This window comes from Propioniciclava flava, from assembly GCF_004126535.1.
Taxonomy (GTDB): Bacteria; Actinomycetota; Actinomycetes; order Propionibacteriales; family Propionibacteriaceae; genus Propioniciclava; species Propioniciclava flava.
This window is the reverse complement of record NZ_PPCV01000003.1, coordinates 1-23,115: the sequence shown is the minus strand read 5'-3', so window position 1 is coordinate 23,115 and position 23,115 is coordinate 1. Positions and strand designations below refer to the sequence as shown.

The window sequence follows — 23,115 nt, the reverse complement described above, 5'->3', positions numbered from 1 at the left end:
TCCGGTGGTGGTCGAGGTGGGACGCGAACCCGCCCCCGGCTCGGCGCCGGGGGCGGGTTCGCGGGTCAGCCCTTGGTCGCCCCGACGGTGAGGCCGGCGACGAAGTGCTTCTGGAGCGCGAAGTAGATGATGATCGTCGGGAGGGCGATCATCACCGCCCCCGCTGCCACCAGGTTGTTGTCGGTGAAGAACGCGCCGGACAGGTTCGTCAGCGAGCTCGTGATGGGGAACAGCTCGCCGTTCTGCAGCAATACGGTCGCCCAGAAGAACTCGTTGTAGATCCAGGTGATCTCGAGCGTGGCGAGGGCGGCGAGCGAGGGGCGGCACAGCGGGAGCGTGAGCTTCCAGTACTGCTGCCAGATGCTCGCGCCGTCGACCATGGCCGACTCGTAGATCTCCTTCGGCAGGGCCTTCATGTAGTTCGACAGGACGAAGGTGCAGAAGCCGATCTGGAAGCCCACGTTGACCGCGATCAGCCCCCAGTACGAGTTGAGTAGCGTGCCGGATGCGCTGAACCAGAACGGCACCTCGAACGCCTGGAACATCTTGTACACCGGGATCAGCAGGGCCTGGGGTGGCAGCAGGTTGCCAGCCGTGAAGGCGCCAAGCATGACGATGTTGAGGGTCCAGTTGAAGCGGGCCAGCACGAAGGCCACCATCGACGCCAGGAACAGGGTGAGCACCACGGCAGGGATCGTGATGATCGCCGAGTTGAGGAACTTCTGGGCGAACTCGCCGACCTGCCACGCGGTCACGTAGTTGTTGAGCGTGAACCCGCCGAAGCTCAGGTAGCCGTGCTCCGCCGTGTACTGGTAGTCGCGCAGCGACGCCAGCACCGCGTACACGAGCGGGATGAGCCACAGGATGGTCATGAACGCGAGGAACGCGTGGGTCGCGATCCGGCCCCTCGTCCAAGGGCGCCGCGGCTTCGGCAGGGGTGCGGCGGACGTGGTCATCGGTCCTCCTTCATGACGATGCGCAGGTAGATGATGATGAACACGGTCGAGATCACGAGCATGATCGTCGCCAGCGCCGAGCCGAAGCCGATGCGTTGCGCCTCGCCCACGATGTTGCGGGTGACCTCGGTAGCGAGGAGTTCCAGGCCGTTGCGTCCCCGGTTGATGACCCACACGAGGTCGAACGCGCGGAGCGAGTCGATGAATGTGATGACGAGCACGACCACGTTGATCGGGAACATGACCGGGAACACCACCCGGAAGAACGTCTGCACCTCGGAGGCACCGTCGATCCGCGCGGCCTCCTTCAGGGCCACGTCGACCCCCTTGAGGCCGGCGAGGTAGAGGAGCATGACGTAGCCCACGTGCCGCCACGAGGTGGCGATGAGGGCCGACCACAGGTTGATGTTGGGATCGCCGTACCAGTCGATCGTCGTGCCCAGGAGGGCATTCAGCAGGCCCTGGTCGCGGCTGAACATCAGCTGCCAGATGAAGCCGATGAGGGCCATCGACAGCACCACGGGCAGGTAGAGCGACGTCTGGTAGAACTTCGTGTGCGAGGCCTCGCGATCGAGCAGCACCGCGAGTAGCAGGCCGATCGGCGTGGCGATGCCGAAGAGCACCAGCAGCCAGATCACGTTGTGCTGGATGGCCGGCCAGAACGCGGGGTAGATCGTCGCCGCCTCGGTGTACCACCGGGTGCCGACGAACTTGGCTTCGCTGAACGGGCTGAACCCGTCCCAGTCGAAGAACGACATCACGATCGTGGCCATGGCCGGCACCCACACCAGCGTGGCCGCCACCGCCGTCGGGATGAGGATCATCAGCGCGACGGTGACTCGGTCACGGGTCGACAGCCGGGCCTTCCGGTGCCTGCCCGTGACCGGCGCTTTGGTGGCCGCCGTCATGACGCGAAGATCGACTTCTTCTGGGCCTCGACGTTCTTGAGAATCGAGGTGATGTCGTCAGGGTTCTTGATGAAGCTCTGGATCGCCGGCCCCATGACGGTGGAGGCGAAGTCGGGCCGCGAGTCGCGGTCGAGGAACAGCGCCACCTCCTTGGCGTCCTTCAGCACGGCCAGCATCTTCTTCTGGAGGTCGGTGTACTTCGTGACGTCCGCCCCCTGGCTCGTGGCGATCACCGACGGGTCGGCCTGCACCAGGATGTTCTGCGCGTCGGCGGTGCCCAGGTAGCCCAGCCACTTCTTGGCACCGGCCTCGTTCTTGGGCCGCCGGGACATCATGTAGCCGTCGGTCGGTGCCTCGATGGCGCCGGTGCCGATGGTGGAGTCGACCTCGGGGAACACGAAGAAGTCGAGGTCGTCCTGCTCGGCGCCCTTGGCGAACTGCTGCGCCGCGAAGGTGCCGAGGTAGTACATGCCCGCCTGGCCCTTCTGCAGGGCCTGGGCGGCCTCCTGCCAGCTGCGTCCCAGCGCGTCCGCCTGGTGGTAGGGGAGCAGCCCCTTCCACAGGTCGAACACCTTGGCCACCTTGTCGGAGGTCCAGTCCTCCTTCCCGGCCATCAAGTTGATGTGGTAGTCGTACCCGTTGACGCGCAGGTTGAGGATGTCGAAGGTGCCCATCGCCTCCCAGCCGTCCTTGTCGGCGAACGCGAGGGGGGCGAGGCCCTTGCCCTTCATCTTGTCGCCGAGCGCCTTGAACTCGTCGATGGTCTTGGGGACGGTGTAGCCGTTCTCCTGCCACACGCTCTTCCGGTACAGGACGACCCACGGGTAGTAGGTGGCGGGGATGACGATCTGCTTGCCGTCTTCGGTGGAGCACGCCTTCTTCAGGCCCTCGGGAATGCCCTGGATGCCGTTGTACACGTCGGAGAGGTCGCCGACGAGGTTCTTGGAGGCGAAGAAGCGGGCGCGGTAGCCGGCGAACCAGCCGAAGGCGTCGTCCGGCGAGCCCTGCAGGTAGTTGTTGATGTTCTCCTGGAACGTGGTGTGGGCAACGGTGTTCATCTTGACGGTCAGCCCCGCGTTCGCGTCCTGGAACGCCTTGGCCACGGCCTCGATCGCGGCCTTCGGGACCGGATCGGCCTGGTTGTTGCCGAACGTGACCGCCCCGGACGCCGCGGCGCCGGGGGTGGTCGAGGTGCCACCGCTTGCGCAGGCGGACAGGCCCAGGGCGCCGAGGGCGAGGGCGCCGCCGAGCAGGGTGCGACGGGAGAAACCGCTCACGGGGGCGGAGGGGAAGCGTGCGAGGTACTCGGCTTCGGTCTGCGGACGGGACATCTATGGCCTACTTTCCTTGGGTGGCTGACTGACGGACGGGGTCGGTGGGTGGTGTGGTGTCGGCGAGGACCAGGCTGTCCCACGGGTCGAGGGTGAGCCGGTGCCCTGCAGGCAGGGGGACGCCGCCGACGAGGTCGTCGACGCCATGAGGGGTGACCGCGTGCGCGACACTCCTGCTCCAGTTGTGGACGAAGTGGACCCTCGTCCCGTTGGCCACGCCCGACAGGACGGTGACCGGGGTGTCTCGGCGCCAGGCGGCCGCGACGGGGGTGGGGACCAGGTGCCGCACGAGGTCGGCGCCGAGGGTCCTGTCGGGCACGGTGCCCACGTACGTGACGCGGCCGCGCCCGTGGGCGCGAGTGGTCACCGCGGGGAACCGGCCCAGCTGGGGGTGGTCGTAGCGGGCGAGCACGTCGGCGTCGTCCACGAGGAGGTGGTCGGCCCACCACTGCCCGGCGGCGCCCCCGGACACCGCCATGCCCTCGCCGACAACCGCAACGGGCGACCGCAGCGAGGTGAATTCCTCGTAGTGGACGCCGCCCGCAGGGCCTACCACGTCGGGCGCGATCGCGAACCGTGCCCGGGACTCCTCGTCGCCGTATCCGGTGCGCGGACCGACGACGAGGTGACCACCGGCGGCCGCATAGGCGCGGAGCTTCCCGAGTTGCCCGGTCGTGGCCACGTAGAAGGCGGCGGCCACGAGGACGGGGAACCGGCGCGCGGCGTCCGACGCGGTGAGTTCGTCCCACTGCTCGGCGTGCAGGAAGCGTGCCTGGGCGCCGGCGTGCAGCACGGCGGCGTGGAAGGCGTCCACGATGTCGTGGTAGGCACTGGCGCGCGGCGAACCGTCGGCGTTGCAGAGCGGCGGGAAGTCCTCGAACGACTGCTTGCTGTCGGTGGAGTAGAGCAGGGCGACGTCGGCGTCCGGGGTGTAGCCGTCGAGGCGGTCCCCCAGCCCGGCGAGCACGTCGCCGAGCGCTGAGACCTCGGCGTAGATGCGGCCCGGCACCTGGCTGTGGGGCAGGACGCCGCCCCAGTAGGTTTCGGTGCCGAAGTGCAGGGTGTGCCAGTGCCAGTACTCGATCATGGAGGCGCCGCGGGCGATAAGGGCTAGCGCGCTCTGGCGGATCTGGCCCGGGTAGGGCGGGAAGTGCTGCCACCACCAGTTGATCGACTGCAGGTTGGTCTCCGTCACGAGGAACCGTTCCTGTCGCAGGGCATAGCCGCGGTCGCCCAGCTCGAGCAGGCCGGCCACCCCCGTGCGGATCCAGTGGTCCGGACGCGTCAGCTGCCGGGCCAGGTCGAGGTGCTCCTCGACGCCGTGGTACGCGTTGAGGGCCGGCACGTCGAGACGGCGGACCACCTGCTCCTCGTGCACGGCCGGGCGGTCGAGCGCGACGCACGTGGTGACGAACTGGTCGTCGCGCATGTACTGCCGGACGAGGTCGGCCTGCCAGCCGATGAAGCCGGTGACCAGCTCGTCCTGGTAGCGCCGCCAGGCCAGGGCGTACTGCGGTTGCAGGTTGCCGTCCGGACACCACAGCTCCGACCAGTCGCCGATTCGGTGCGACCAGTACACGAGTCCCCAGGCGCGGTTGAGGGTCTCGACGTCGCCGTAGCGCTCGCGCAGCCAGTCGAGGAACCCGACGAAGGTGTTGTGGTTGTGCAGCAGCATCGCGCCCGGCTCGTTGTCGACCTGGACCCCGATGACGGCCGGGTGTGCCGCGTACCGGGCCATCACGGCGCGGATGACGCGCTCGGCGTGGAACCGGAAGGCGGCGTGGGTGATGTCGACCTCCTGCCGCCGTCCCCAGCCCTGGGGCCGGCCCGTGGCGACGTCGCCCGCGATCTCGGGGTAGGTCCGCCACAGCCACGGCGGAACCGCATAGGTGGGCGTCCCCAGGATCACGCCGATTCCCCGGGCGTGGGCGCCGTCGAGCACGGGCTGCAGCCACTCGAGGTCGAACTCCCCGTTCCGGGGCTCCCAGGTGGACCACACAGACTCGCCGACGCGGATCACGTTGAAGTGAGCCGCGCGCATCAGGTCGAGGTCGCGCTCGAGGTCGAGGCTCGGCTGGTACTCCGGGTAGTAGGCAGCGCCGAACCGCAGGGGGTGCGGGTGCTGGGCTGTGATCGTCATGGGACTTCCCGGGAGCTGGCCTACGAGACGGACCAAACGTTACCGGTAACATTTCGCACGTGCAAGGGTTCCGGAAAAGTCGCTCCGTGGCTTTCAGGGTGCGGGGATGCCCCCGCCCGGGCGGCCCGTGGACGCGCGCGGGACGAGCTCCCCGACCGGCATCCCCAAGTCGGGCGGCCCGCCGCCGCCCTCCAGCGCCAAGAGCGCCTGCACCGTGTTGCATCCCATACGGGGGAAGTCGACGGCCACCGTGGTGAGCGGCGGCCAGTAGTACTCCGTGTCCGCGATGCCGTCGTAGCCCGACACGCTGACGTCGTCCGGGACCCGGACGCCGTGCTCCTGCAGCCAGAACAGCGCCCCCAGAGCCAGTTGGTCGCTCGCCGCGACGATCGCGGTGGGGGCGTCCGCGTGGGGGTAGGACGCCATGGCCTCGTAGCCGGCGGCGGCGCCCCACAGCCCCTGGGTCTCGCCGCAGTTCGTCAGGCCCCGGCGGGCGAGCGTCTGCCGGTAGGCCTCGCGGCGGTTCCGTTCCGCCAGCCAGGAGACTGGGCCCCCGATGTGGAAGAAGCGTTCGTGGCCCAGGTCGGCGAGGTGGCTCACGACTCGGGCGAAGGGGTGTTGGAGGGCGCGGTCGTCGTCCGGGCCCAGGACGGGCTCGGCCTCCACGACCCACGGGACCCTCAGCCGTTCGAGCTGCAGCAGCCGCAGGATCGGGTCGGAGGGCGAGATGACCACGACCCCCGCCAGCATGGTGCGGTTCATCAGGCGGACGGCGTTCCGCAACGACACGTTGTCCTCCGGGTCGACGCGGAGGATGTCGAGGATGTAGCCCGCGGAGCGCGCGGCCTTGGCCGCCCCGGCCAGGATGCGCTGCGGCGCCCAGTCGTCGATGTCGAACACGAACGCACCGATCCGGTGCGACTTCTTCGTGGAGAGGGCCTGCGCGACGTCGTTGACCTGGTAGTCCAGGGCCTTCACCGCCTGCTCCACCCGCTCGCGGTTGCCGGGTCGCAGGGAATCGCCCTTGAGGTAGCGGGACACCGTCTGGTGGCTCACGCCCGCCGCCTCCGCGACGGTGTAGATCGTGGCGGGTCGGCCGGGCGGGCCGCCCTCCGGAGCGGAGGCCTCGATCGCCATGCTCGCCGTCACCTCCTCACGGGCGCCCGCAGCCCACCCGGAACGTTAGCGGTAACGCACGGGCTCAGGCCACCCGGCCGCCGGGCGCGGACGCGCGGGCAACGAGGAACGCCGGGGGGGTGAACCCGTGCTCGGCGAAGGCCGAAGCCACGGCGTCCGCCACCCGCGACTCGGCCCCCCGCTCGACGAGCGCGATGGCCGAGCCCCCGAACCCGCCGCCGGTCATCCGGGCACCCCGGGCCCCGGCGTCGCGGGCGGCCGACACCGCGACGTCGAGCTCGCGGCAGCTGACCTCGTAGTCGCCCGCCAGCGAGGCGTGGGAGCCGTCCAGATCGGGCCCGATCTCGGACAGCCGCGAGGCCGACACGAGGTCGATCACGCGGCGCACGCGCTCCTGCTCCGTGAAGACGTGCCGCGCGCGGCGAACCTCCTCCGGGTCGTCCAGCCGCGCGAGGGCGGCCTCCGGGTCGGCCACCGCGCACAGCGTCGGGACGGCGAGGCGCGCGGCCGCCCGCTCGCACGCGGCCCGCCGGCTCGCGTACTGGCCGTCGGCGAGGGCATGGGGGGCGCGGGTGTCGATCACCAGCACGGCGAGGCCCGCGGCGTCCAGGTCGAGCGGGACCTGCCGGACGGAGGCGTCATGGCTGTCGATGAGCAGGGCGTGCCCGGCGGTGGTGCGGAGCGCTGCGGCCTGGTCCATGCCGCCGGTCGCGGCCCCGGCCACCTCGTTCTCGGCGCGCACGCAGGCGGCCGCGAGCCGGGTGCGGCCCGCGTCGTCGGCGCCGAGGGTCCCGTCGTGGAAGAGCTCGTCGAGGGCCAGGGCGACCGCGGTCTCGAGGGCCGCGGAGGAGGAGAGCCCGGCGCCCAGGGGCACGCAGGAGGCGATCGCCGCGTCGAACCCGCCCACGGGGAGGCCCTCGTCGCGCAGGACCCAGGCGGGCCCGCCCGCGTACGCGATCCAGCCGGCCGCCCGGCCCGGGCCGAGGTCGTCCAGAGAGCCGGTCCACGGCTCGCCCGCGCCGAGGTCCGAGACCAGCCGGACGAACTCGTCGTCGCGGCGCGCCAGCGCCACGAACGTGCGGTGGGGCAGCGCGAACGGCAGGCTGAAGCCGCCGTTGTAGTCGAGGTGCTCGCCGATCAGGTTCACCCGGCCGGGTGCGGCCCACACGCCGTCGGGCCGGCCGCCGTACGTGGCGAGGAAGAGTTCCGAGGCCCTCCGGACGCCCTCCGCGTCGTCCCAGGCGGGCAGGAGCGAAAGGTGGTTCGACATGACCCGCAGCCTAATGCGCCCCCCCATCGCAACGGCGACGCCACGCGTCAGCAGCAGGGTGCGAGCGGGCCTCACGCGTTGTCCGGACGCCCCCTAGTCTGGCCTCTATGCCCGAACTCCTCGCCGTCTGCGTCGTCCACCAGCTCCACGACGACGCGGGAACGATCGGTACGACGGCCATCGACAAGCGTCCGGTCGCCGGACGCGTGAAGGTCGGCCCCTATGGCGTGTACGCCGATGTGCAGGCCGACCGAAAACATCACGGCGGCCTGGAGCAGGCGCTGTACGTGTATGCCGAGGAGGACGCCGCCTACTGGCAGGCCGAACTGGGACGCGATCTCCCGCCGGGCGCCTTCGGGGAAAACCTGCGAACCTCCGGCATCGATGTGAATGCGGCCCGCATCGGTGAGGTGTGGCGGATCGGGGAGACGGTCGAGGTCGAGGTGACTAAGCCGCGGCGTCCCTGCGCTACGTTCGCTCGTTGGATGGGTCCTGATTTGGAGCGTGGCTGGGTGAAGCGGTTTGCCGATTCGGGGCGTCTCGGCCCGTATTTGCGTGTGCTACGTAACGGCACCATCGGTGCGGGGGATGCGATCACGGTGGTGTCGGTGCCGGCAGGGGCGCCGACGGTCATGGATGCCTTCCGTAGGCCCTAGTAATGCTCGCGCAGGCCTCCCGTCTAGCCTGGGTGGGCTCCCGAGAGTCGGGCGATGAGCGCGTCGAGGTGGGTGTCGACGGCGCGCGGGTCATATCCGGAGCGTGCCGTCGTGAATCGGGCGTTCGACACCTGATCCAGCGCTGCCGCACGGTCGGCGTCCGACAGCTGCGGTAGCAGCCACGCCTGGGCTCGATCCAGAAGCTCGTCGACGTCGCGCATGGAGTAACCGGGTCGGGAGATGGGGAAGGTCGCGTGAGCGAGGTCGTCGGTAACCGATGGCGGCACGGGCCGGTGGATGCGCGCACGCAACCATCCCCGCACGAGCCAGAACACCAGCCAGCACCCGGCGGCAATCGCGAGGTACAGCAGCACGGTTCCGACGTCGATGGGAGTTTGCTGAGGATCCACAAGGACATTGTGCCGGGGGAACGATCTCGCCCGGAGTGCCTCTCTGCACTTTCAATCTATAGCCGGGTGGGGGGCTTGCCGCAAGGCCCCCCTTCGGGCGCAGAATCTCGCCTCGTGCCCGACGTTTTCGCCCTTCCCGCCCACCTGTCAGCCAAGACCTCCGCCGCACTGATCGACGGAGATCGTGCTCGGTTCGCGTCCATCACGGCCTGCCTCGATCAGCAGATCGTCACGCTCAGCGATCGCATCGATGAGCTTCGCCGCGCCCCCGGGCGCCGTGGACGCGGGGCGATGGACCGCGACGAAGAGATTCACCGGGTCAGCGCCCGACGCGCCACTTTGCAGCGCTACGGCAACGACATCTGCATCGGACGCATGACCGAGGAAGGACGATCCGAGCCCACCTATCTGGGCAGGATCGGGCTCACCGACCCTGCAGGACGCGGACGCGGTGGCCTTGGATGAAGACTCGGCCTTCCTCCTCAGCCTCGGGGCGAGCCGGACCGGTCACATGCGCGACGTTGTGGGGACGATCCAGGCCGACCAGGACGCGATCATCCGGGCGTCCTCAGAAGGTGTCGTGGTGGTCGATGGCGGCCCCGGAACGGGAAAGACGGTCGTCGGCCTGCACCGTGCCGCCTACCTTCTGTATGCCGACGCGCGACTCCAGGGTGGACGCGGCGACCTGCTCGTCGTGGGCCCCCACCGGCCCTACCTCAACTACATCGCCGACGTCTTACCCGCGCTCGGTGAGGAGGGCGTCGCGACCTGCACCCTCGCGGACCTCGTGCCGGAGGGAGCCACGGCAGGCGAGGAACCGGATCCCCAGATCGCGCGGCTGAAGAACGATGCGCGCATGGCGTCCGCGGTCGAACCGGCGGTGTCACTGTACGAGGAGCCGCCCACCGAGCCCTTCGATGTCGCGACCGCCTGGGACGAGGTGAGGATCACCCCGCAGGACTGGGCGGACGCCTTCACCGCTGCGCCTGCCGGGGTGCCCCACAACGAGGCACGCGATGACGTGTGGGAGGCGCTCATGGAGATCGTGCTGGACCGCCACGATCAGACCGACGCGAGCGAGGACGAGATCCGCAGCGCGATAACGGGCAACCTGGAGTTCGCGCGCACCTTCTCCAGGGCGTGGCCGATCCTGGACGCCGCTGACCTCGTCTCGGACCTGTGGGATGTGCCCGCCTACTTGAAGCGGTGCGCACCCTGGCTCACGGCGTCCGAGCGGCACGCCTTGGCGCGTCCGGAAGGCTCCGCGTGGACAGGGGCCGACCTGCCGCTGCTGGACGCCATGCGACATCGCGTGGGGGATCCCGCTGAGCCGGGACGCCGCCGCCACCGGGAGTCGGGGCTCGCCGCGCAACGCGCCTACATGGACGATCTCGTCGATTACCTGCTGGCTACGGACGACGATCCTGCCAGCGGGCTGCAACTGCTGCGGCGCGCCAGCATCCGCGAGGACCTGGTCGACGAGGACGCCGTCGCGACACGAGGCGGCGATCGGCTCGCGGGGCCGTTCGCCCACCTGGTCGTCGATGAAGCTCAAGAGCTCACCGATGCCCAGTGGCAGATGCTGCTGCGCCGCTGCCCAAGCCGAAGCATGACCGTTGTGGGGGACCGCGCCCAGGCGCGGGCCGGGTTCACCGAGTCCTGGTCCCAACGGCTCGCACGCGTCGGAGTGGGTCGCCTCCGTCACGCCACGCTCACCGTCAACTACCGCACGCCCGCCGAGGTCATGGCCGAGGCCGAACCGGTGATCCGGGCCGTCCTGCCAGACGCGTCCGTGCCGCAATCCATCCGCAGGAGCGGGCGGCCCGTCCAGCACGGGAACACGAAGGATCTGGCGGCCATCGTGGAGGGCTGGCTGGGGGAGCATGCGCAGGGGACCGCATGCGTGATCGGAGCCCCAGGCTTCGCGTCCACGCCACGGGTCCGATCCTTGGCCCCTGACCAGGTGGCAGGCCTGGAGTTCGATCTGGTGGTGCTCGTGGATCCTGAGCGGTTCGGCTTGGGTGATCCGGTGGCTGGTGCGGTGGAGCGGTATGTGGCGATGACGCGCACGACCCAGCATCTGGTCGTCCTCACCTCCTGAAACCGACCAGGACGGGGTGCTGTCCGCGGAGCGGGCGGCGCTCACCCTTTAGCTGCGATCTTTCGCCGGGGGACGGGCGGCGTGAATCTCCTTCAGCGGGCTCACGACCGCGGCCACCAGGAAAGCGATCGGTTCCGTTCGACCGACCCCGATGGTGAGGGCCCACACGCCGATGGTCAGCGGAAGAATGAGGACAAGCCCGGTGACCATGCCGGGGGAGTATCGCCGGGTCGCGAGGGCACCCCACACATGGGTGAGCAGGACGTTGCTCGTCAACGCGCCGGTCACGATGAGGACCCCCTCGTTGCCCGTGCCGTCAGTGCCAGCCGTCGCGGCCACGACGATCGCGATCAACAAGACGATCCCGTTGACCTTCAGGTAGTAGCGGGGCGTCGCCTGCGCACGCCATGGGCGGAACTGGTGATACCAGGGCATGAAGCCGCCGGGGAGGAAAAACTCCTCGACGACGTGCAGGGCGAAGCACACCGGCACTGCCCAGATGAGTAGCGGCATCACAGCGATCATGAAGGTCCTCCTGGCGGGAACGTGGCGGGGCGACGCCGTGTGCGCCGCTCACGGATGAGCCTTCCGCGCCTGTCAGGGGCTAGCGTTCACGACGTGACGACGGACACGACCACCCAGCAGCGGGCAGTCGGCAGCGCGGGGTGGTCGGCACGGTTCGGCTTGGTGTTGATCGTGGTGTGGCTGGTCTTCCTCGTCCCAGCGTTTGGGCGAGCGTGGGCGACTGGCGTCGCGGGCGGCGGCTGGGGCGGTTGCCTGGCCCTGATCGCCTTCTCCCTTGCCTATGTCGGGACGCTGGCGGGATCAGCCGAACTCCGACGCCGAGGCGACAGCGTTCGGGTGGGGGTCGCCTGGCTGTGCTGGGCGACGGTGGCGGGGCTTGGTGTGGCCGTCCTCGCGTGGGTGGGGCCCTCCGCTGGTGCGGTGGCGATCTTCACGGCGGCCACCGCCGTGGAGGTGCTGCCGCCGGGACAGGCGCTGGGCGTCGGCGTTCTACTGGTTGTCGGCAACGAGGCGGCGCGTGCTTTCGGAGGGTGGACCTCGGACGCGTCCGTGTCTTTCGGGATCGCGGCGGTAGTCAGCGTGCTACTCGGGTGGCGTCACCTCGTCGCGCGCAACCATGACCTGCACGAAGCGCGCGAAGAGTTGGCACGCTTGGCCGTCGTCGAGGAACGTGAACGGTTTTCGCGCGACCTGCACGACATTTTGGGGCATTCCCTGACCGTCATCGCCATCAAAGCCGAACTGGCCGGCAAGGTTGTGCGTCACGATCCCGCCCGTGCGGAAGCGGAGCTGGCCGACCTGGAGTCCCTGGCCCGGGACGCCTTGGCCGAGGTGCGGCATGCCGTCGGCGGATACCGCGGTATCGATCTGGCTACGGAACTTGGCCGCGCTCAGATCGCGTTGGACGCGGCAGGTGTGGCCCTGCACGCCCCCGACTCGGTGCCGCTGATCCCGGCTGATCGGCACGAGGTGTTCGCGTGGGCGGTACGCGAAGGCGTCACCAACGTCGTGCGGCACGCACACGCGATGACCTGTCGGATCAGCCTCGATGCCCGGCGCGTCCAGATCGCAGACGACGGTGTCGGCACCCAGGAAGCGCCCGAAGGCAACGGCCTGATGGGCCTACGGGAACGTGCGCACACCCACGGCGCCCGCGTCATCGTGTCCGCGCTGAACCCCGGATGCCTCCTCACTGTGGAGTTCGCATGACCGATCCCCTTCGCCTGCTGCTGGCCGATGACCAGGCGCTTGTCCGAGGCGCACTGGCAGCACTGCTGTCGCTGGAGCCCGACCTGGAAGTGGTTGCCGAGGCCGCGACCGGACAGGAAGCGATCGCTGCTGTCCGCCGTCTGCACCCGGATGTCGCACTGCTCGACGTCGAGATGCCCGACATGGATGGGATCGCCGCCGCAGCAGACATCCGTCAGACGTCGCCGGGGACGCGCATCCTCATGGTGACCACCTTCAGTAGGCCGGGCTACGTCCGTCGGGCTCTGGAGGCCGGAGCGGACGGGTTCGTCGTCAAGGACGCCCCGGCGCGCCAACTCGCTGATGCCGTCCGTCGCGTCCATACCGGTCTGCGCGTGATTGACCCCGAGTTGGCGGTGGAGAGCATGATCGCCGGACGCTCTCCGCTGACGGAGCGGGAAGCCGATGTGCTGCGCGCCGCCCGGGATGGCGCCCCGGTTGCGACGTTGGCCCACCGTCTCTACCTGTCGGAGGGAACAATCCGAAACAGGTTGTCCTCCGCGATCGGGAAGACGGGCGCCAGCAATCGTGCCGAGGCCGTACGGATCGCCTTGGCGCAAGGGTGGCTGTAGCGCTGGTGCCTCGTGGCTATCTGGTTTCTCGGGCACTGTTCGTCACGAGGCACTTACCCGCGATGATCTGGTGGCCGAGGTCACCGCGTGGTGCCGCGCGCTGCTGGGCGCCATCAAGACCCGGATCAGGTCCGGTTCGGGCCGGACTCGCTCCCACGTCCTTGTCCGCGGGTCGGCGTCCCGCGCCCTGTCATTTAGGCTGGGGATCACTCGCACGACCCCTCGTCTTCACTCGCCGCTGACGAGGAATCACCCCCAGGTTCCAAGGAGCTTCACTCATGCACGTCGAGAAGAGAATGTGGCGCATCGACGGGGACGAACCCCGTGCGGTGTCCACCGCCACCGCCCCCGCGGCTACGGAACTGCAGGCTTTGCTGCGCCGCGATCCCTCGCTGCTGGGGGAGCGGTTGCTGGTGATCGGCAGCCAGGTCGCCACCGCGTCCGGCGTCCCGTTGGACGTATTGGCCGTGGATGCCGACGGTGGCCTGCATGTGGTGGAACTCGTCGACCAATCGGACGGGCATGAGGCGGTGGCGCGGGCACTGGATCACGGGGCGTGGGCGGCGGGCCTATCGCGCGAGGACGTGCTGGCCCTCGCCACCCGGCACCTCGCGCAGCCGTTCGAGGCGGCATTCGAGGACGTCTTCGGCGGCACGCCTCCCGACGAACTCAACCATGACGTCCACCTGACCGTGGTCGCGGGGGAGCCCGAGGCGCACCTGGACCGCATCGTGCGCTACCTGCGTCCGTTCGGCGTGCCGGTGACCGTGGTGTTCCTGTCCTCCTTCGAGGACGACGGGCGCCGCTACCTCACCCGGTCGTGGCTCGGCGACGACGACGACCCCGCCGAGCCTGGTCGTACAGGCAGGCGCGCTCCCTGGAACGGCCGCGACTGGTACGTCTCCTTCGGCGGCGACCGCCCCTGGGAGGACGCCCGAACCCATCAGTTCGTCTCCGCGGGCGCAGGGGCGTCCGCCGCGGCGGCCCTGAGGTCACTGCCCGTGGGAGCCCGGGTGTGGGTCAACATCCCCGGCAGCGGCTACGTCGCCGTCGGCACCACCCTTGCCGAGGCGTCCCCCGCCGACGAGGCCAAGGTGCTGGTCGGCGGAGCGTGGGTCCCGCTGGCGGACCAGCCCCGCAGCGGCGGCTTCCGACGCAGCGAAATCGACGGTGATGACGCCGAATGGGTCGCCCCGGTCACCTGGCTCGACGCCCTCCCCGAAGACGAAGCGTTCTGGCGCAAGGGCATGTTCACCAGCCAGCGCGGCGTCAGCAAACTCCGCCAAGAGTTCACCCTGCGGCTGCTGGAAGCCCACTTCAACTACGGCGACTGATAGTCGACGGTTCTCCGTCGAGTCGACTGGCGTCGAGGGGCTTGGCTCCCACACGTCGATAACGATCGAAGGCTTGTGCGTATGCGAACCCGGGGCTAGGTGCAGACGCTGGAGTTCGGGAGCATTCCCGCTGTTGTGACGCCTACTGTGGCTAAGGTCAGAGTCGTGACTCAGGTTGATCAGGCCATGCCTCCTGTCGGGATCACCTCGACAGTCCGCCCCGAACTGCCGTCTCTGCCGGAGCCGGGCCAGGTTGTGGAAGTGCGGGGTTCGACCTGGGCGGTGTCAAACGTCCAGGCCCAGGGGCTGCCCCGGAGCCCGGCCGACGAGTCGGTCGCCCAGCTCAGCCATGTTGTTGACCTGCAGTCGCTCGATGAAGGCAGCCTCGGTGCCCAGCTTAGTGTCGTGTGGGAACTCGAGGTCGGGCACAGTCTCACCCCGGCACAGGGCCTTCCCGAAGTGATCCACGCGGACGGATTCGATGACCCGGAGACCCTTGCAGGCTTCATCGACGCGATGCGGTGGGGGGCTGTGACTAGCGCGGATCCGAATCGCTACCAGGCTCCATTCTGGTCGGGCGCCAGTGTCGAGGCGTACCAGCTTGAACCGCTCCGCCGTGCGCTCGGAGCGCCGCGCGCGAACCTGCTACTCGCTGACGATGTTGGCCTCGGTAAGACGATCGAGGCGGGCCTTGTCATCCAGGAGTTGTTCCTCCGGCATCGCGCCCGCACAGCTGTGATCGTTTGCCCGCCTAGCCTGTCTTTGAAGTGGCAGGACGAGATGCGCGAGAAGTTCGGCCTGGAGTTCACGATTGTGAACTCTGAGTTGATGGCTGAGGTCCGCCGCACCCGTGGGCTCCACGCCAACCCTTTCCAGATCTACCCGCGAGTGATTGTGAGCATGGCTTGGTTGCCGCAGGTGCGTGCTCAGCGCCTACTCCGCGACGTCTATGCGCAGGCGAGCAATCCGAAAACCGGCAGTCGGTACGCGTTCGACGTTTTGGTTGTCGACGAGGCACACCACGTCGCACCCTCCAGCCCGTCGGCGATCGCTGGTGGGCGCGGGTACGCCGTTGACACCCAGCGAACGGTCGCTGTGCGTCAGCTGGCCGAGAAGTGCGAGCATCGCTTGTTTCTAAGCGCGACTCCCCACAATGGGCACCCAGAGTCGTTTACTGCGCTGATGGAGATGATTGACCCTCGCCGCTTCGCCCGTGGAGCGAACCTCGACTCGGCCGCACTGAGGGACGTGACCGTCCGCCGGCTGAAGACAGACTTGGAAGGCAAGGGCTTCAAGAAGCGCAAGGTGAGCGTCATCCCCTTCGATCCGGCTGATGATGAGCAGAGAATGTTCGCTCTGCTGGATCAGGTCGTCGCGAAGAGCGCAAAGCTCAACGGCACCAAGCCGACCGGCGACATCGTGACGTTGCTGCTGAAGAAGCGCTTTATGTCCAGTCCCTTCGCGTTCGGGATGACTTTGGCCAACTACCTCGCCTCGAAGGCGGGTCGCGGATTGTCGGAGGATGAGTACGACGACATCTTCGGAGAGGGACAGTCTGACGAGGAGGAAGGGTTGTGGGAGCAGGACGAGTCGGAGAGGCTCCGCGAGTCCAAGGGATCCGATCCCCTCAGCGCTGCCGAGCCGAGTCAGCTTGAGACCTTGGCGAACTGGGGCTTGGGCTTCGAGAGCCGCGCTGACTCCCGGCTCGATCAGCTGATCCGGTTCCTTGACGCCGTCTGCCGCCCCGACGGCAAGCTCTGGTCGAACGAGCGCGTTGTTGTGTTCACTGAGTACGCGCATACCGTCGAGTGGCTGACTCGCGTGCTGAGGCAGAAGGGATACAACGATGAACGCCTAGCGGTCATTCAGGGTTCGACACCCCCTGAGGAGCGCGAATACATCCGGTCCCAGTTCACCGCCGACCCGTCCAAGGAGCCGGTTCGGGTGCTTCTCGCCACTGACGCTGCGGGTGAAGGCATCGACCTTCAGACCTACTGCCATCGGCTGGTGAACTTCGACATCCCGTTCAACCCGTCGCGCCTTGAGCAGCGCATCGGGCGTATTGACCGGTACGGCCAGACTCAGCAGCCTGAGGTCTACCATTTCGTGCCTGGGCGGGCGTCTTCGACGTATGGCTCGGACTTGCGGTTCATGGAGATCATCGCTCGCAAGATCGCGCAGGTGGAGTACGACCTGGGCTCGGCCAATCAGGTCGTGGGCGCGGAGATCCAAGGTCACTTCGGCGGGCGCACCGCGACGATAGGGAAGCCGAAGAGGGTGGACACCAATGAGGTGATCACCCAGGCGCTTGCGGGCGGTATGGAACTCAACGCGCGCTTGACTCAATTGGAACAGGGGTACGCCACGTCTCGAACGGAGATGCACCTCGATCCGGCGAATCTGCGTCGGGTCGTCGATACCGCCCTGCGGATCAACCACCAGTCGCCGCTCGTCCCCAACTACGACTTCGCGCAGGATTCCGACGCTGAAGTTTTCACCGTGCCGAGCCTCACTGCCGGCTGGCGTGACACACTGCGCGGCCTCGACACCCGGCTCGACCCGGGTGTGCTTCGGCCGATCACCTTCGACCCGGCCTTCGCCGACGGCCGCCCCGACCTCGTGTACGTGCACCTCGGGCACCCGATCGTCCAGAAGGCGCAGCGCCTGCTTCGACGCTCGCTGTGGAGCATCGATTCCACGCTGCGCCGAGTGAGCGCGGTCGTCGTCGATAACCTTGAGGAGTCCTTCGTCGCGGCGGTTACGCGCATGGTGCTCGTCGGACGAGGCGGCGTCCGCCTCCACGAAGAGGTGTTCCTGGCAGGTGTCCGACTCCGTGGTCGACGCGCCATGGCTGAGGAACGGGCGGAGGCCGCACTTGACGCCGCGCTCGACCATGACGACTTGGCCCTCGCCGACGGCCGCGTGCGGGATCAACTCTGCGACCTATGGAACGTTCCTGACTCGCCGCTTCGTCTCCGTTTGGAGGAGTCCATGCGGGCGCGGGCGGAACGTAAACAGGCCGAGGTGACCGAGCAGCTTCAGCGTCGCGAGGCCGCCGACGTGCAACGCGCTCAGGAGATCTTCTCCGCCTTCCGCGCGAACCTCCGCGATTCCCTCACGCGGCTACGCGCCGAGGAGGACGAAGCGCAGGGCCAACTGTTCACCGACACAGACCAGGAACGTCAGTGGCGACGCGACCGTGAGGGGATGCAGCGCCGTCTGGACGAGCTCGGTGATGAAGAGGCACGCGAAATTGCCGCAATCAAAGATAGGTACGCCGAAGTGAAACCGCACACGACTGCCGCCGCTGTAGTCTTCGCGCTCACCCGCAACGATGCAGACGGGTGGCTCGACTAGATGGCACGCCGACCTGCACGCGGACGCCCCGCGACAAGCGCCTCCGACCTGCACCGCACCTGGCTCGAACTCGTGGATACCGAGGGGCCCTTCCTTGCGATCCCGCCGTTGAAGCGCGTCTGGCCGGAAGGGATGCCGCAGCTCACCGAGGCACGCAAGGCGGCCCTGTCCGACGCTCGCAGGGATTTCGAGTCTGCTTGGGAGGGCTATGACCGCAGCCCAGGGGCCGACGCCGCATTGGACAACTACCGTGCGGTCCGCGACACGTGGGTCCAGACGGTGCTGCGCGACGTTGCAGGTTGGGCGGAGTCGCTTACCTGGGGTGATGTCCCCGGTGTTACTGCGCAGTCGCCCAACCGTGCGGTAACCGTCCGCGCGCAAGCTTCCCTCGACGGAGCCACAGGGATCGGCGCAATCGTTCACGTCATCGACCCGGTCGACTCCCTCCGCGAGGTGCCGAGCGATCTGTGGGCGGCGAACCCCATCGACCGGGTCGAGGCGATGCTGCGCGAAAGCAGGGTGCCGATCGGGGTCGTCACCGACGGCCGATGGTGGGGGATCGTGTGCGCACGCGAGAACGCGATGGCCGCCTCCGGCGTCGTCGACGCACTCACCTGGACCGAGGAACCTCGCACTCGTGACGCGTTCTTGGCTCTGATCGGACGCCAACACCTCATCGGCGGCGATCCCAGTGAACGGCTCCCCGTGCTCTTCGAGGAGTCCGTCGCTGCCGCCGAGGAGATCACGGAGGCCCTGGGCGCCCAGGTGCGCCGCGCGGTCGAGTTACTCATCCAGTCCTTCTCTGAGTCTGCGGCCGATGCGAAGCGGCGCAGTCTGCCTGACCCGCTCCCGGTCAGACCGCACGACAGCTACGAGGCCGCCGTCACCGTGATGATGCGCGTCGTCTTTCTGCTGTTCGCGGAAGAGCGCGGGCTGCTGCCGCAGGGTGAGCTGTTCGACCAGGGCTACGGCATCGCCGGCGAACTCGACCAGCTCGTCGCCCGCGAGTCGGCCGAGAGTGAAGAAGCCCTCGACGCCACCTCCCTCACCTGGCACCGGCTGCTGGCCACCAGCAACGCTCTCTACCGCGGCGCAACCTTCGAGAACCTGCGCATGCCAGCCTACGGCGGCTCGCTGTTCGACCCGGCCCGATTCCCGTTCCTGACCGCGACGAGCGACGTTGGCACCCTCGGCGTGACCGTCTCAGACCGTGTCATGCTGCACGTGCTGCGTGCCGTGCAGATCGCCGAGATCAAGGGCGAGGCCCGACGCATCTCGTTCCGCGACATCGACGTCGAACAGATCGGCTACATGTACGAGGGTCTGCTCGGCTACACCGCGACGGTCGCTCCCGACGTGATGCTCGGCATTCTCGGCACACGGGGGGAGGAGCCAGAAATCCCGCTGGTGACGCTCGAGGAACTCGCCGCGAACAACAGCGACCGCAAGAAGCTTGCCAAGGCGATCCGCGCCTGGATTGTCACCGACCAGCCCTCTGCGAAGCCCTCCTCCGAGGCAGCCATTGCCAAGGCCATCGACGCGGCAGTCGACCCCGGCATTGTCAGTGCCCTCACTCAGGCCGTGGGCGACGACCTTGACTTGCGTGAACGCGTCAAGCCCTGGCTCGGTCTCGTACGACTCGACCTGCGCAAGCGACCTTTCGTCGTTCTCGAAGGTGCGCTTCTAGTCAGGGAGACGCCATCGAGAAAGAACGCCGGAGCTCACTACACACCAAAGTCGCTCGCAGAAGACGTCGTCAAGTACACGCTCGAGCCGCTTGTGTACGCCCCGGGGCCGCATCAGACGGCGAGCCGTGACGAGTGGGAGCTTAAGTCGCCCGCTGACATCCTCAACCTCAAGGTCGCCGACATCGCCTGCGGTTCCGGAGCGTTCCTCGTGGCTGCTGCTCGGTTCCTCGCCGATCGGCTCGTTGAGGCGTGGGTTTCCGACAACCCCTCCTGGGTCAGTCGCAAGGATCTGCGGACCCTTGCGGTCCGCGAGGTGGTTGCCACATGCCTCTACGGGGCCGACATCAACGCCATGGCCATCGAGATGTGCAAGCTCTCGCTCTGGCTCGTCTCCCTCGACCGCGCCCTGCCGTTTTCCTTCGTTGACGACAAGGTGTTCCTCGGCAACTCCCTGCTAGGACTCACTGACCTCAGGCAGCTCCGGGCCATGCACATCGACCCGGACAAGGCCAACCGCCAGCAGGGCATGCTCGACATCTTCGAGGTCGACACCGACTCGATCATCAAGCGTGCTGTCGAGCTTCGGGAGAGCCTGGCGTCCCCGGTCGAGCCGGACGACAGCCCGGCCAGATCCGCAGCTGCCAAGCGGCGGCAACTCGCGCAGCTCCATGCGGTCACGGCCGACCTTCGCAAGCTCGCCGACGGCGTCGTCGCCACCGGAATCGCGCTCGGCGGCAAGCCCGGACGTGCACTCGATTCCGCCTACGAAGATCTGCGCGAAGCGGCACGCAGGGCATACCCCGGTGCTCGTGGCGAAGCTGACTCTATCTGGCTCGACTCAAAGATCGACGAGGGACTCACCCCGACCGTCGAGACCGACTACACCCGATGGAAGCCGCTCCACTGGATCATCGAGGCAGCCGATGTCATGGTCGATCACGGAGGCTTCGACGCCATCATCGGCAATCCGCCGTTCCTTGGCGGGCAAAAGCTGACCGGTGCGATGGGAACCAACGTCCGCGACTGGTTTGTAAACGTCATTGCGGGCGGTCGCCGCGGAAGTGCCGACCTGGTCGCCTACTTCTTCTTGCGCGCGACCTCGCTCTTGCAGGCGAAGGGCACGCTCGGGCTCATCGCGACGAATACAGTCGCGCAGGGCGACTCTCGTGAGATCGGCCTCGATGCAATGGTTGCGGCCGGGTTCACCATCACCCGCGCAATCCAGAGCCGGTCGTGGCCCGCGGCAAGCGCCAACCTCGAGTACGCGGCAGTGTGGGGCACCCGCGGCGCTGTGAGCGACGAACTGCCTCGCGTTGCGGATGACGTCAGCGTTCGACGGATCAGTACCCTCCTTGAGGCCACTGGGCGAGTCAACGGGATACCGGAGCGTCTCGTAGGGAACGCTGGACTGGCCTTCATCGGCTGCTACGTCCTGGGCATGGGTTTCGTCGTGGAGCCAGACGAGGCGCAAGAGTGGATTGCCGCCGATGCACGCAACGCTGAGGTGCTGTTCCCGTACCTCAACGGCGAGGATCTCAACTCGCGCCCGGACAACTCTCCCTCTCGTTGGGTGATCGACTTTGGGACGAGAGAACAGGATGAGGCGGCGACCTACCCACTTCCCTACGAGCGGGTGTTGACGATGGTGAAGCCCGAACGAGCCAAACTCAAGATCACCCACCGCCGGGACTACTGGTGGCGCTTCGCGGCGTGGGCGCCGTCGCTCCGTAAGGCGACTGCAGATTTGTCTGAAGTGCTGGTCCTCGCTCAGGTCAGCAACACTGCTCAGCCAGTGTTCATCCCAAATGCGTCGGTCCCGAGTCACAAGGTGGTCGTCTTTGCATCTGACAGCCGAGCCCTTTTGGCATGCTTAGCCTCTTCCGTACACTACGTCTGGGCACGAAAGTACTCCGGAGCGATGAAGAACGACCTCAGCTACTCGCCATCCGACGTGTTCTTGACACTTCCTCGACCGACAACGACGCGACGGATGGAGCAGGTGGGTACTGTGCTCGATGAAGAGCGTCGAGAGATCATGCTCCGCCGAAACCTCGGGCTCACCAAGATCTACAACCTTGTCCACGACTCCCGCATCGTGGACGACAAGGACATCGAACGCCTTCGCACGATTCACGTTGAGATCGACGATGCCACAGTCGCGGCATACGGCTGGGACGATATTCCGCTCGATTACGGCTTCCACACCTATCGCCAGAACGAGCGATGGACTGTCGGCGCTGCCGCACGAATCGAGATCGTGGATCGACTCCTCGAAGAGAACTTCAGGCGCGCCGGATCCGTGAATCAGGCAGGAATTGATTCGCCGCGAGGGGTGAAGCAAGATAGCGGAGGCAGGCTTTTCGATTAGTTCAGATCGGCGGTGGCCCCCTTACTCGAACAGCGTTTGCGCCTGCGTCTCACCAGGTCGGAGTGGCCTTGCGTTGACATTGGGGTCCGGCTCCGGCCTAGACCGGGAGTGGTTCTCTTCGAGTAGGCGGTCGAGTACCTCGGCGCGAGCCGATGGACTGAGCGTCCACCGCCCCGTCTTCCGATAGGTATGAAACCCGTGCTCAATTTCAAGATCTGACCAGCCGTACGCATCGAGTACTGCCTCATCAAGTTCAGCATGGAGAGCACGAAGCCTGGCGATGTCGTCGTCTAACGAGGCGCGAAGCGTCGGATCGTTAACCAGATTGTACAGGCGTGTGAGGCCGAGGTTTCGGCGGAGCATTATCTCCCGCCGATCGTGGTCTAGCTGACGGCCAATGCGATCCAGACTCGATGTGAGCGATGGCCTCGGGAACGTTTCGAACACGTCGGTCGGCGTATAGCGAGGATCATTCCGCATCCCCGACCCATACGTAATTGCCCAGAGTTGATGGAAGCTTGATGAGAGCACGGCTTGGTCGCCATAGGCATCAGTGGCGAAGACCACACATGCCTCGCTAGCAATCTGTCCAGTCCGCACGCGAAGAGGCATCACAGTCTTGCTGACACGAGCGATGTGGCGCGAGGTCAACGAGAGCCGATGGACTGAGGGAATGAACCTCAAGCAAGTGCGTCGATGCGTTCTCTATGCCCGCCTCAGTGTCACCAAGGAAGAATCCGTCTCGATCGCCAGACAGCTTCAGTCGTGTCGTCGCTATGCGGAAGCTCGTGGCTGGGAGGTCGTCGGTGAGTTTGTTGACGATGGAGTGTCGGCGACGGCGAACCGCCCTGAGGAGCGTCTCGGTTGGAAGTCATTACTTGCCGCCCGCGACTTTGACGCGGTGATCATCTGGAAGGTCGACCGGCTTGCCCGCCGAGTGCTCGACTTCCTCCACGCCGACGAGACCCTGCAGCAGCGCAGCGCGGGTGGGCTGACCCCGTTTCGTAGGTCCAGTCGTTATGAGAGTCGTCCTGTTGCCCGCGGTCGCGGGCAGGGAGACTGGTCAGATCATGACGAACAGCAGGAAGCGTCACACCCCGGAGCAGGTCGTCCG

The 23,115-nt window shown here is 67.4% G+C and carries 18 protein-coding genes; 9 read left to right on the top strand and 9 right to left on the bottom strand.

Features of this window, described 5'->3' with window-relative positions; genetic code table 11:
• Positions 1-65: 65 nt before the first annotated feature.
• From C1706_RS04870 to galK, 6 genes are all read right to left on the bottom strand, one after another.
• Positions 66-956, bottom strand: a complete 891-nt coding sequence (locus tag C1706_RS04870; protein ID WP_129458115.1) for a carbohydrate ABC transporter permease — start codon at positions 954-956, stop codon at positions 66-68.
• Positions 953-1,864 (bottom strand): carbohydrate ABC transporter permease, encoded by a 912-nt coding sequence (locus C1706_RS04865; RefSeq protein ID WP_129458114.1) that lies wholly within the window; start codon positions 1,862-1,864, stop codon positions 953-955. Before C1706_RS04865 ends, C1706_RS04870 begins: the two co-directional genes overlap by 4 nt.
• Positions 1,861-3,195, bottom strand: a complete 1,335-nt coding sequence (locus tag C1706_RS04860) for an ABC transporter substrate-binding protein (protein ID WP_129458113.1) — start codon at positions 3,193-3,195, stop codon at positions 1,861-1,863. Before C1706_RS04860 ends, C1706_RS04865 begins: the two co-directional genes overlap by 4 nt.
• 7 nt (positions 3,196-3,202) lie before the next feature.
• A complete protein-coding gene (locus C1706_RS04855) occupies positions 3,203-5,335 on the bottom strand; it encodes a beta-galactosidase (RefSeq protein ID WP_129458112.1) in 2,133 nt (710 codons plus the stop codon).
• Between the two features lie 93 nt (positions 5,336-5,428).
• The gene (locus tag C1706_RS04850) at positions 5,429-6,472 is read right to left on the bottom strand and encodes a LacI family DNA-binding transcriptional regulator (RefSeq protein ID WP_129458111.1); all 1,044 of its coding nucleotides are present in this window, start codon (positions 6,470-6,472) and stop codon (positions 5,429-5,431) included.
• A gap of 64 nt (positions 6,473-6,536) precedes the next feature.
• Complete coding sequence (gene galK, locus C1706_RS04845; protein WP_180316834.1) at positions 6,537-7,742, bottom strand: galactokinase; 1,206 nt, start codon at positions 7,740-7,742, stop codon at positions 6,537-6,539.
• A 107-nt stretch (positions 7,743-7,849) separates the two neighbouring features.
• On the opposite strand from galK, the gene C1706_RS04840 reads away from it, so the two are divergent.
• The gene (locus C1706_RS04840) at positions 7,850-8,398 is read left to right on the top strand and encodes an MOSC domain-containing protein (protein ID WP_129458110.1); all 549 of its coding nucleotides are present in this window, start codon (positions 7,850-7,852) and stop codon (positions 8,396-8,398) included.
• A 23-nt stretch (positions 8,399-8,421) separates the two neighbouring features.
• Here the strand turns inward: C1706_RS04840 and C1706_RS04835 are convergent, their stop codons facing one another.
• On the bottom strand, positions 8,422-8,808 hold the full coding sequence (locus C1706_RS04835) for a DivIVA domain-containing protein (protein ID WP_129458109.1): 387 nt from the start codon (positions 8,806-8,808) through the stop codon (positions 8,422-8,424).
• Positions 8,809-8,922: 114 nt separating this feature from the next.
• On the opposite strand from C1706_RS04835, the gene C1706_RS14515 reads away from it, so the two are divergent.
• Both C1706_RS14515 and helR read left to right on the top strand, forming a co-directional pair.
• Positions 8,923-9,273, top strand: coding sequence for a hypothetical protein (locus C1706_RS14515; protein WP_241653437.1), 351 nt, complete (start codon positions 8,923-8,925; stop codon positions 9,271-9,273).
• Positions 9,260-10,909: an RNA polymerase recycling motor ATPase HelR gene (gene helR, locus C1706_RS04830; protein WP_241653436.1), complete on the top strand. Its 1,650-nt coding sequence runs from the start codon at positions 9,260-9,262 to the stop codon at positions 10,907-10,909. Before C1706_RS14515 ends, helR begins: the two co-directional genes overlap by 14 nt.
• Positions 10,910-10,957: 48 nt before the next feature.
• Here the strand turns inward: helR and C1706_RS04825 are convergent, their stop codons facing one another.
• Positions 10,958-11,434 carry an HXXEE domain-containing protein gene (locus tag C1706_RS04825; protein WP_129458108.1) on the bottom strand — a complete coding sequence of 159 codons (477 nt, stop codon included), beginning with the start codon at positions 11,432-11,434 and terminating at the stop codon, positions 10,958-10,960.
• 93 nt (positions 11,435-11,527) lie between these two features.
• Between C1706_RS04825 and C1706_RS04820 the strand changes: the two genes are divergently transcribed.
• The 5 genes from C1706_RS04820 to C1706_RS04790 all read left to right on the top strand — a co-directional run bounded on the left by C1706_RS04820 (position 11,528) and on the right by C1706_RS04790 (position 22,001).
• Positions 11,528-12,643: a sensor histidine kinase gene (locus tag C1706_RS04820; protein ID WP_164987433.1), complete on the top strand. Its 1,116-nt coding sequence runs from the start codon at positions 11,528-11,530 to the stop codon at positions 12,641-12,643.
• Positions 12,640-13,254 carry a response regulator transcription factor gene (locus C1706_RS04815; RefSeq protein ID WP_129458106.1) on the top strand — a complete coding sequence of 205 codons (615 nt, stop codon included), beginning with the start codon at positions 12,640-12,642 and terminating at the stop codon, positions 13,252-13,254. The genes C1706_RS04820 and C1706_RS04815 overlap by 4 nt, the downstream gene beginning before the upstream one ends.
• 278 nt (positions 13,255-13,532) lie before the next feature.
• Positions 13,533-14,588, top strand: coding sequence for a DUF8606 domain-containing protein (locus C1706_RS13970; RefSeq protein ID WP_164987432.1), 1,056 nt, complete (start codon positions 13,533-13,535; stop codon positions 14,586-14,588).
• Between the two features lie 165 nt (positions 14,589-14,753).
• Entirely contained in the window at positions 14,754-17,945 is a 3,192-nt protein-coding gene (gene drmD, locus C1706_RS04795) for a DISARM system SNF2-like helicase DrmD (protein WP_206660985.1), read from the top strand.
• Positions 17,946-22,001 carry an Eco57I restriction-modification methylase domain-containing protein gene (locus C1706_RS04790; RefSeq protein ID WP_129458102.1) on the top strand — a complete coding sequence of 1,352 codons (4,056 nt, stop codon included), beginning with the start codon at positions 17,946-17,948 and terminating at the stop codon, positions 21,999-22,001.
• Between the two features lie 21 nt (positions 22,002-22,022).
• Here C1706_RS04790 and C1706_RS04785 read toward each other — a convergent pair whose 3' ends face one another.
• Positions 22,023-22,568 (bottom strand): hypothetical protein, encoded by a 546-nt coding sequence (locus C1706_RS04785; RefSeq protein ID WP_129458101.1) that lies wholly within the window; start codon positions 22,566-22,568, stop codon positions 22,023-22,025.
• 106 nt (positions 22,569-22,674) lie between these two features.
• Here C1706_RS04785 and C1706_RS04780 point away from each other — a divergent pair.
• A partial coding sequence (locus C1706_RS04780; RefSeq protein ID WP_206660984.1) for a recombinase family protein occupies positions 22,675-23,115 on the top strand: 441 nt, incomplete at its 3' end.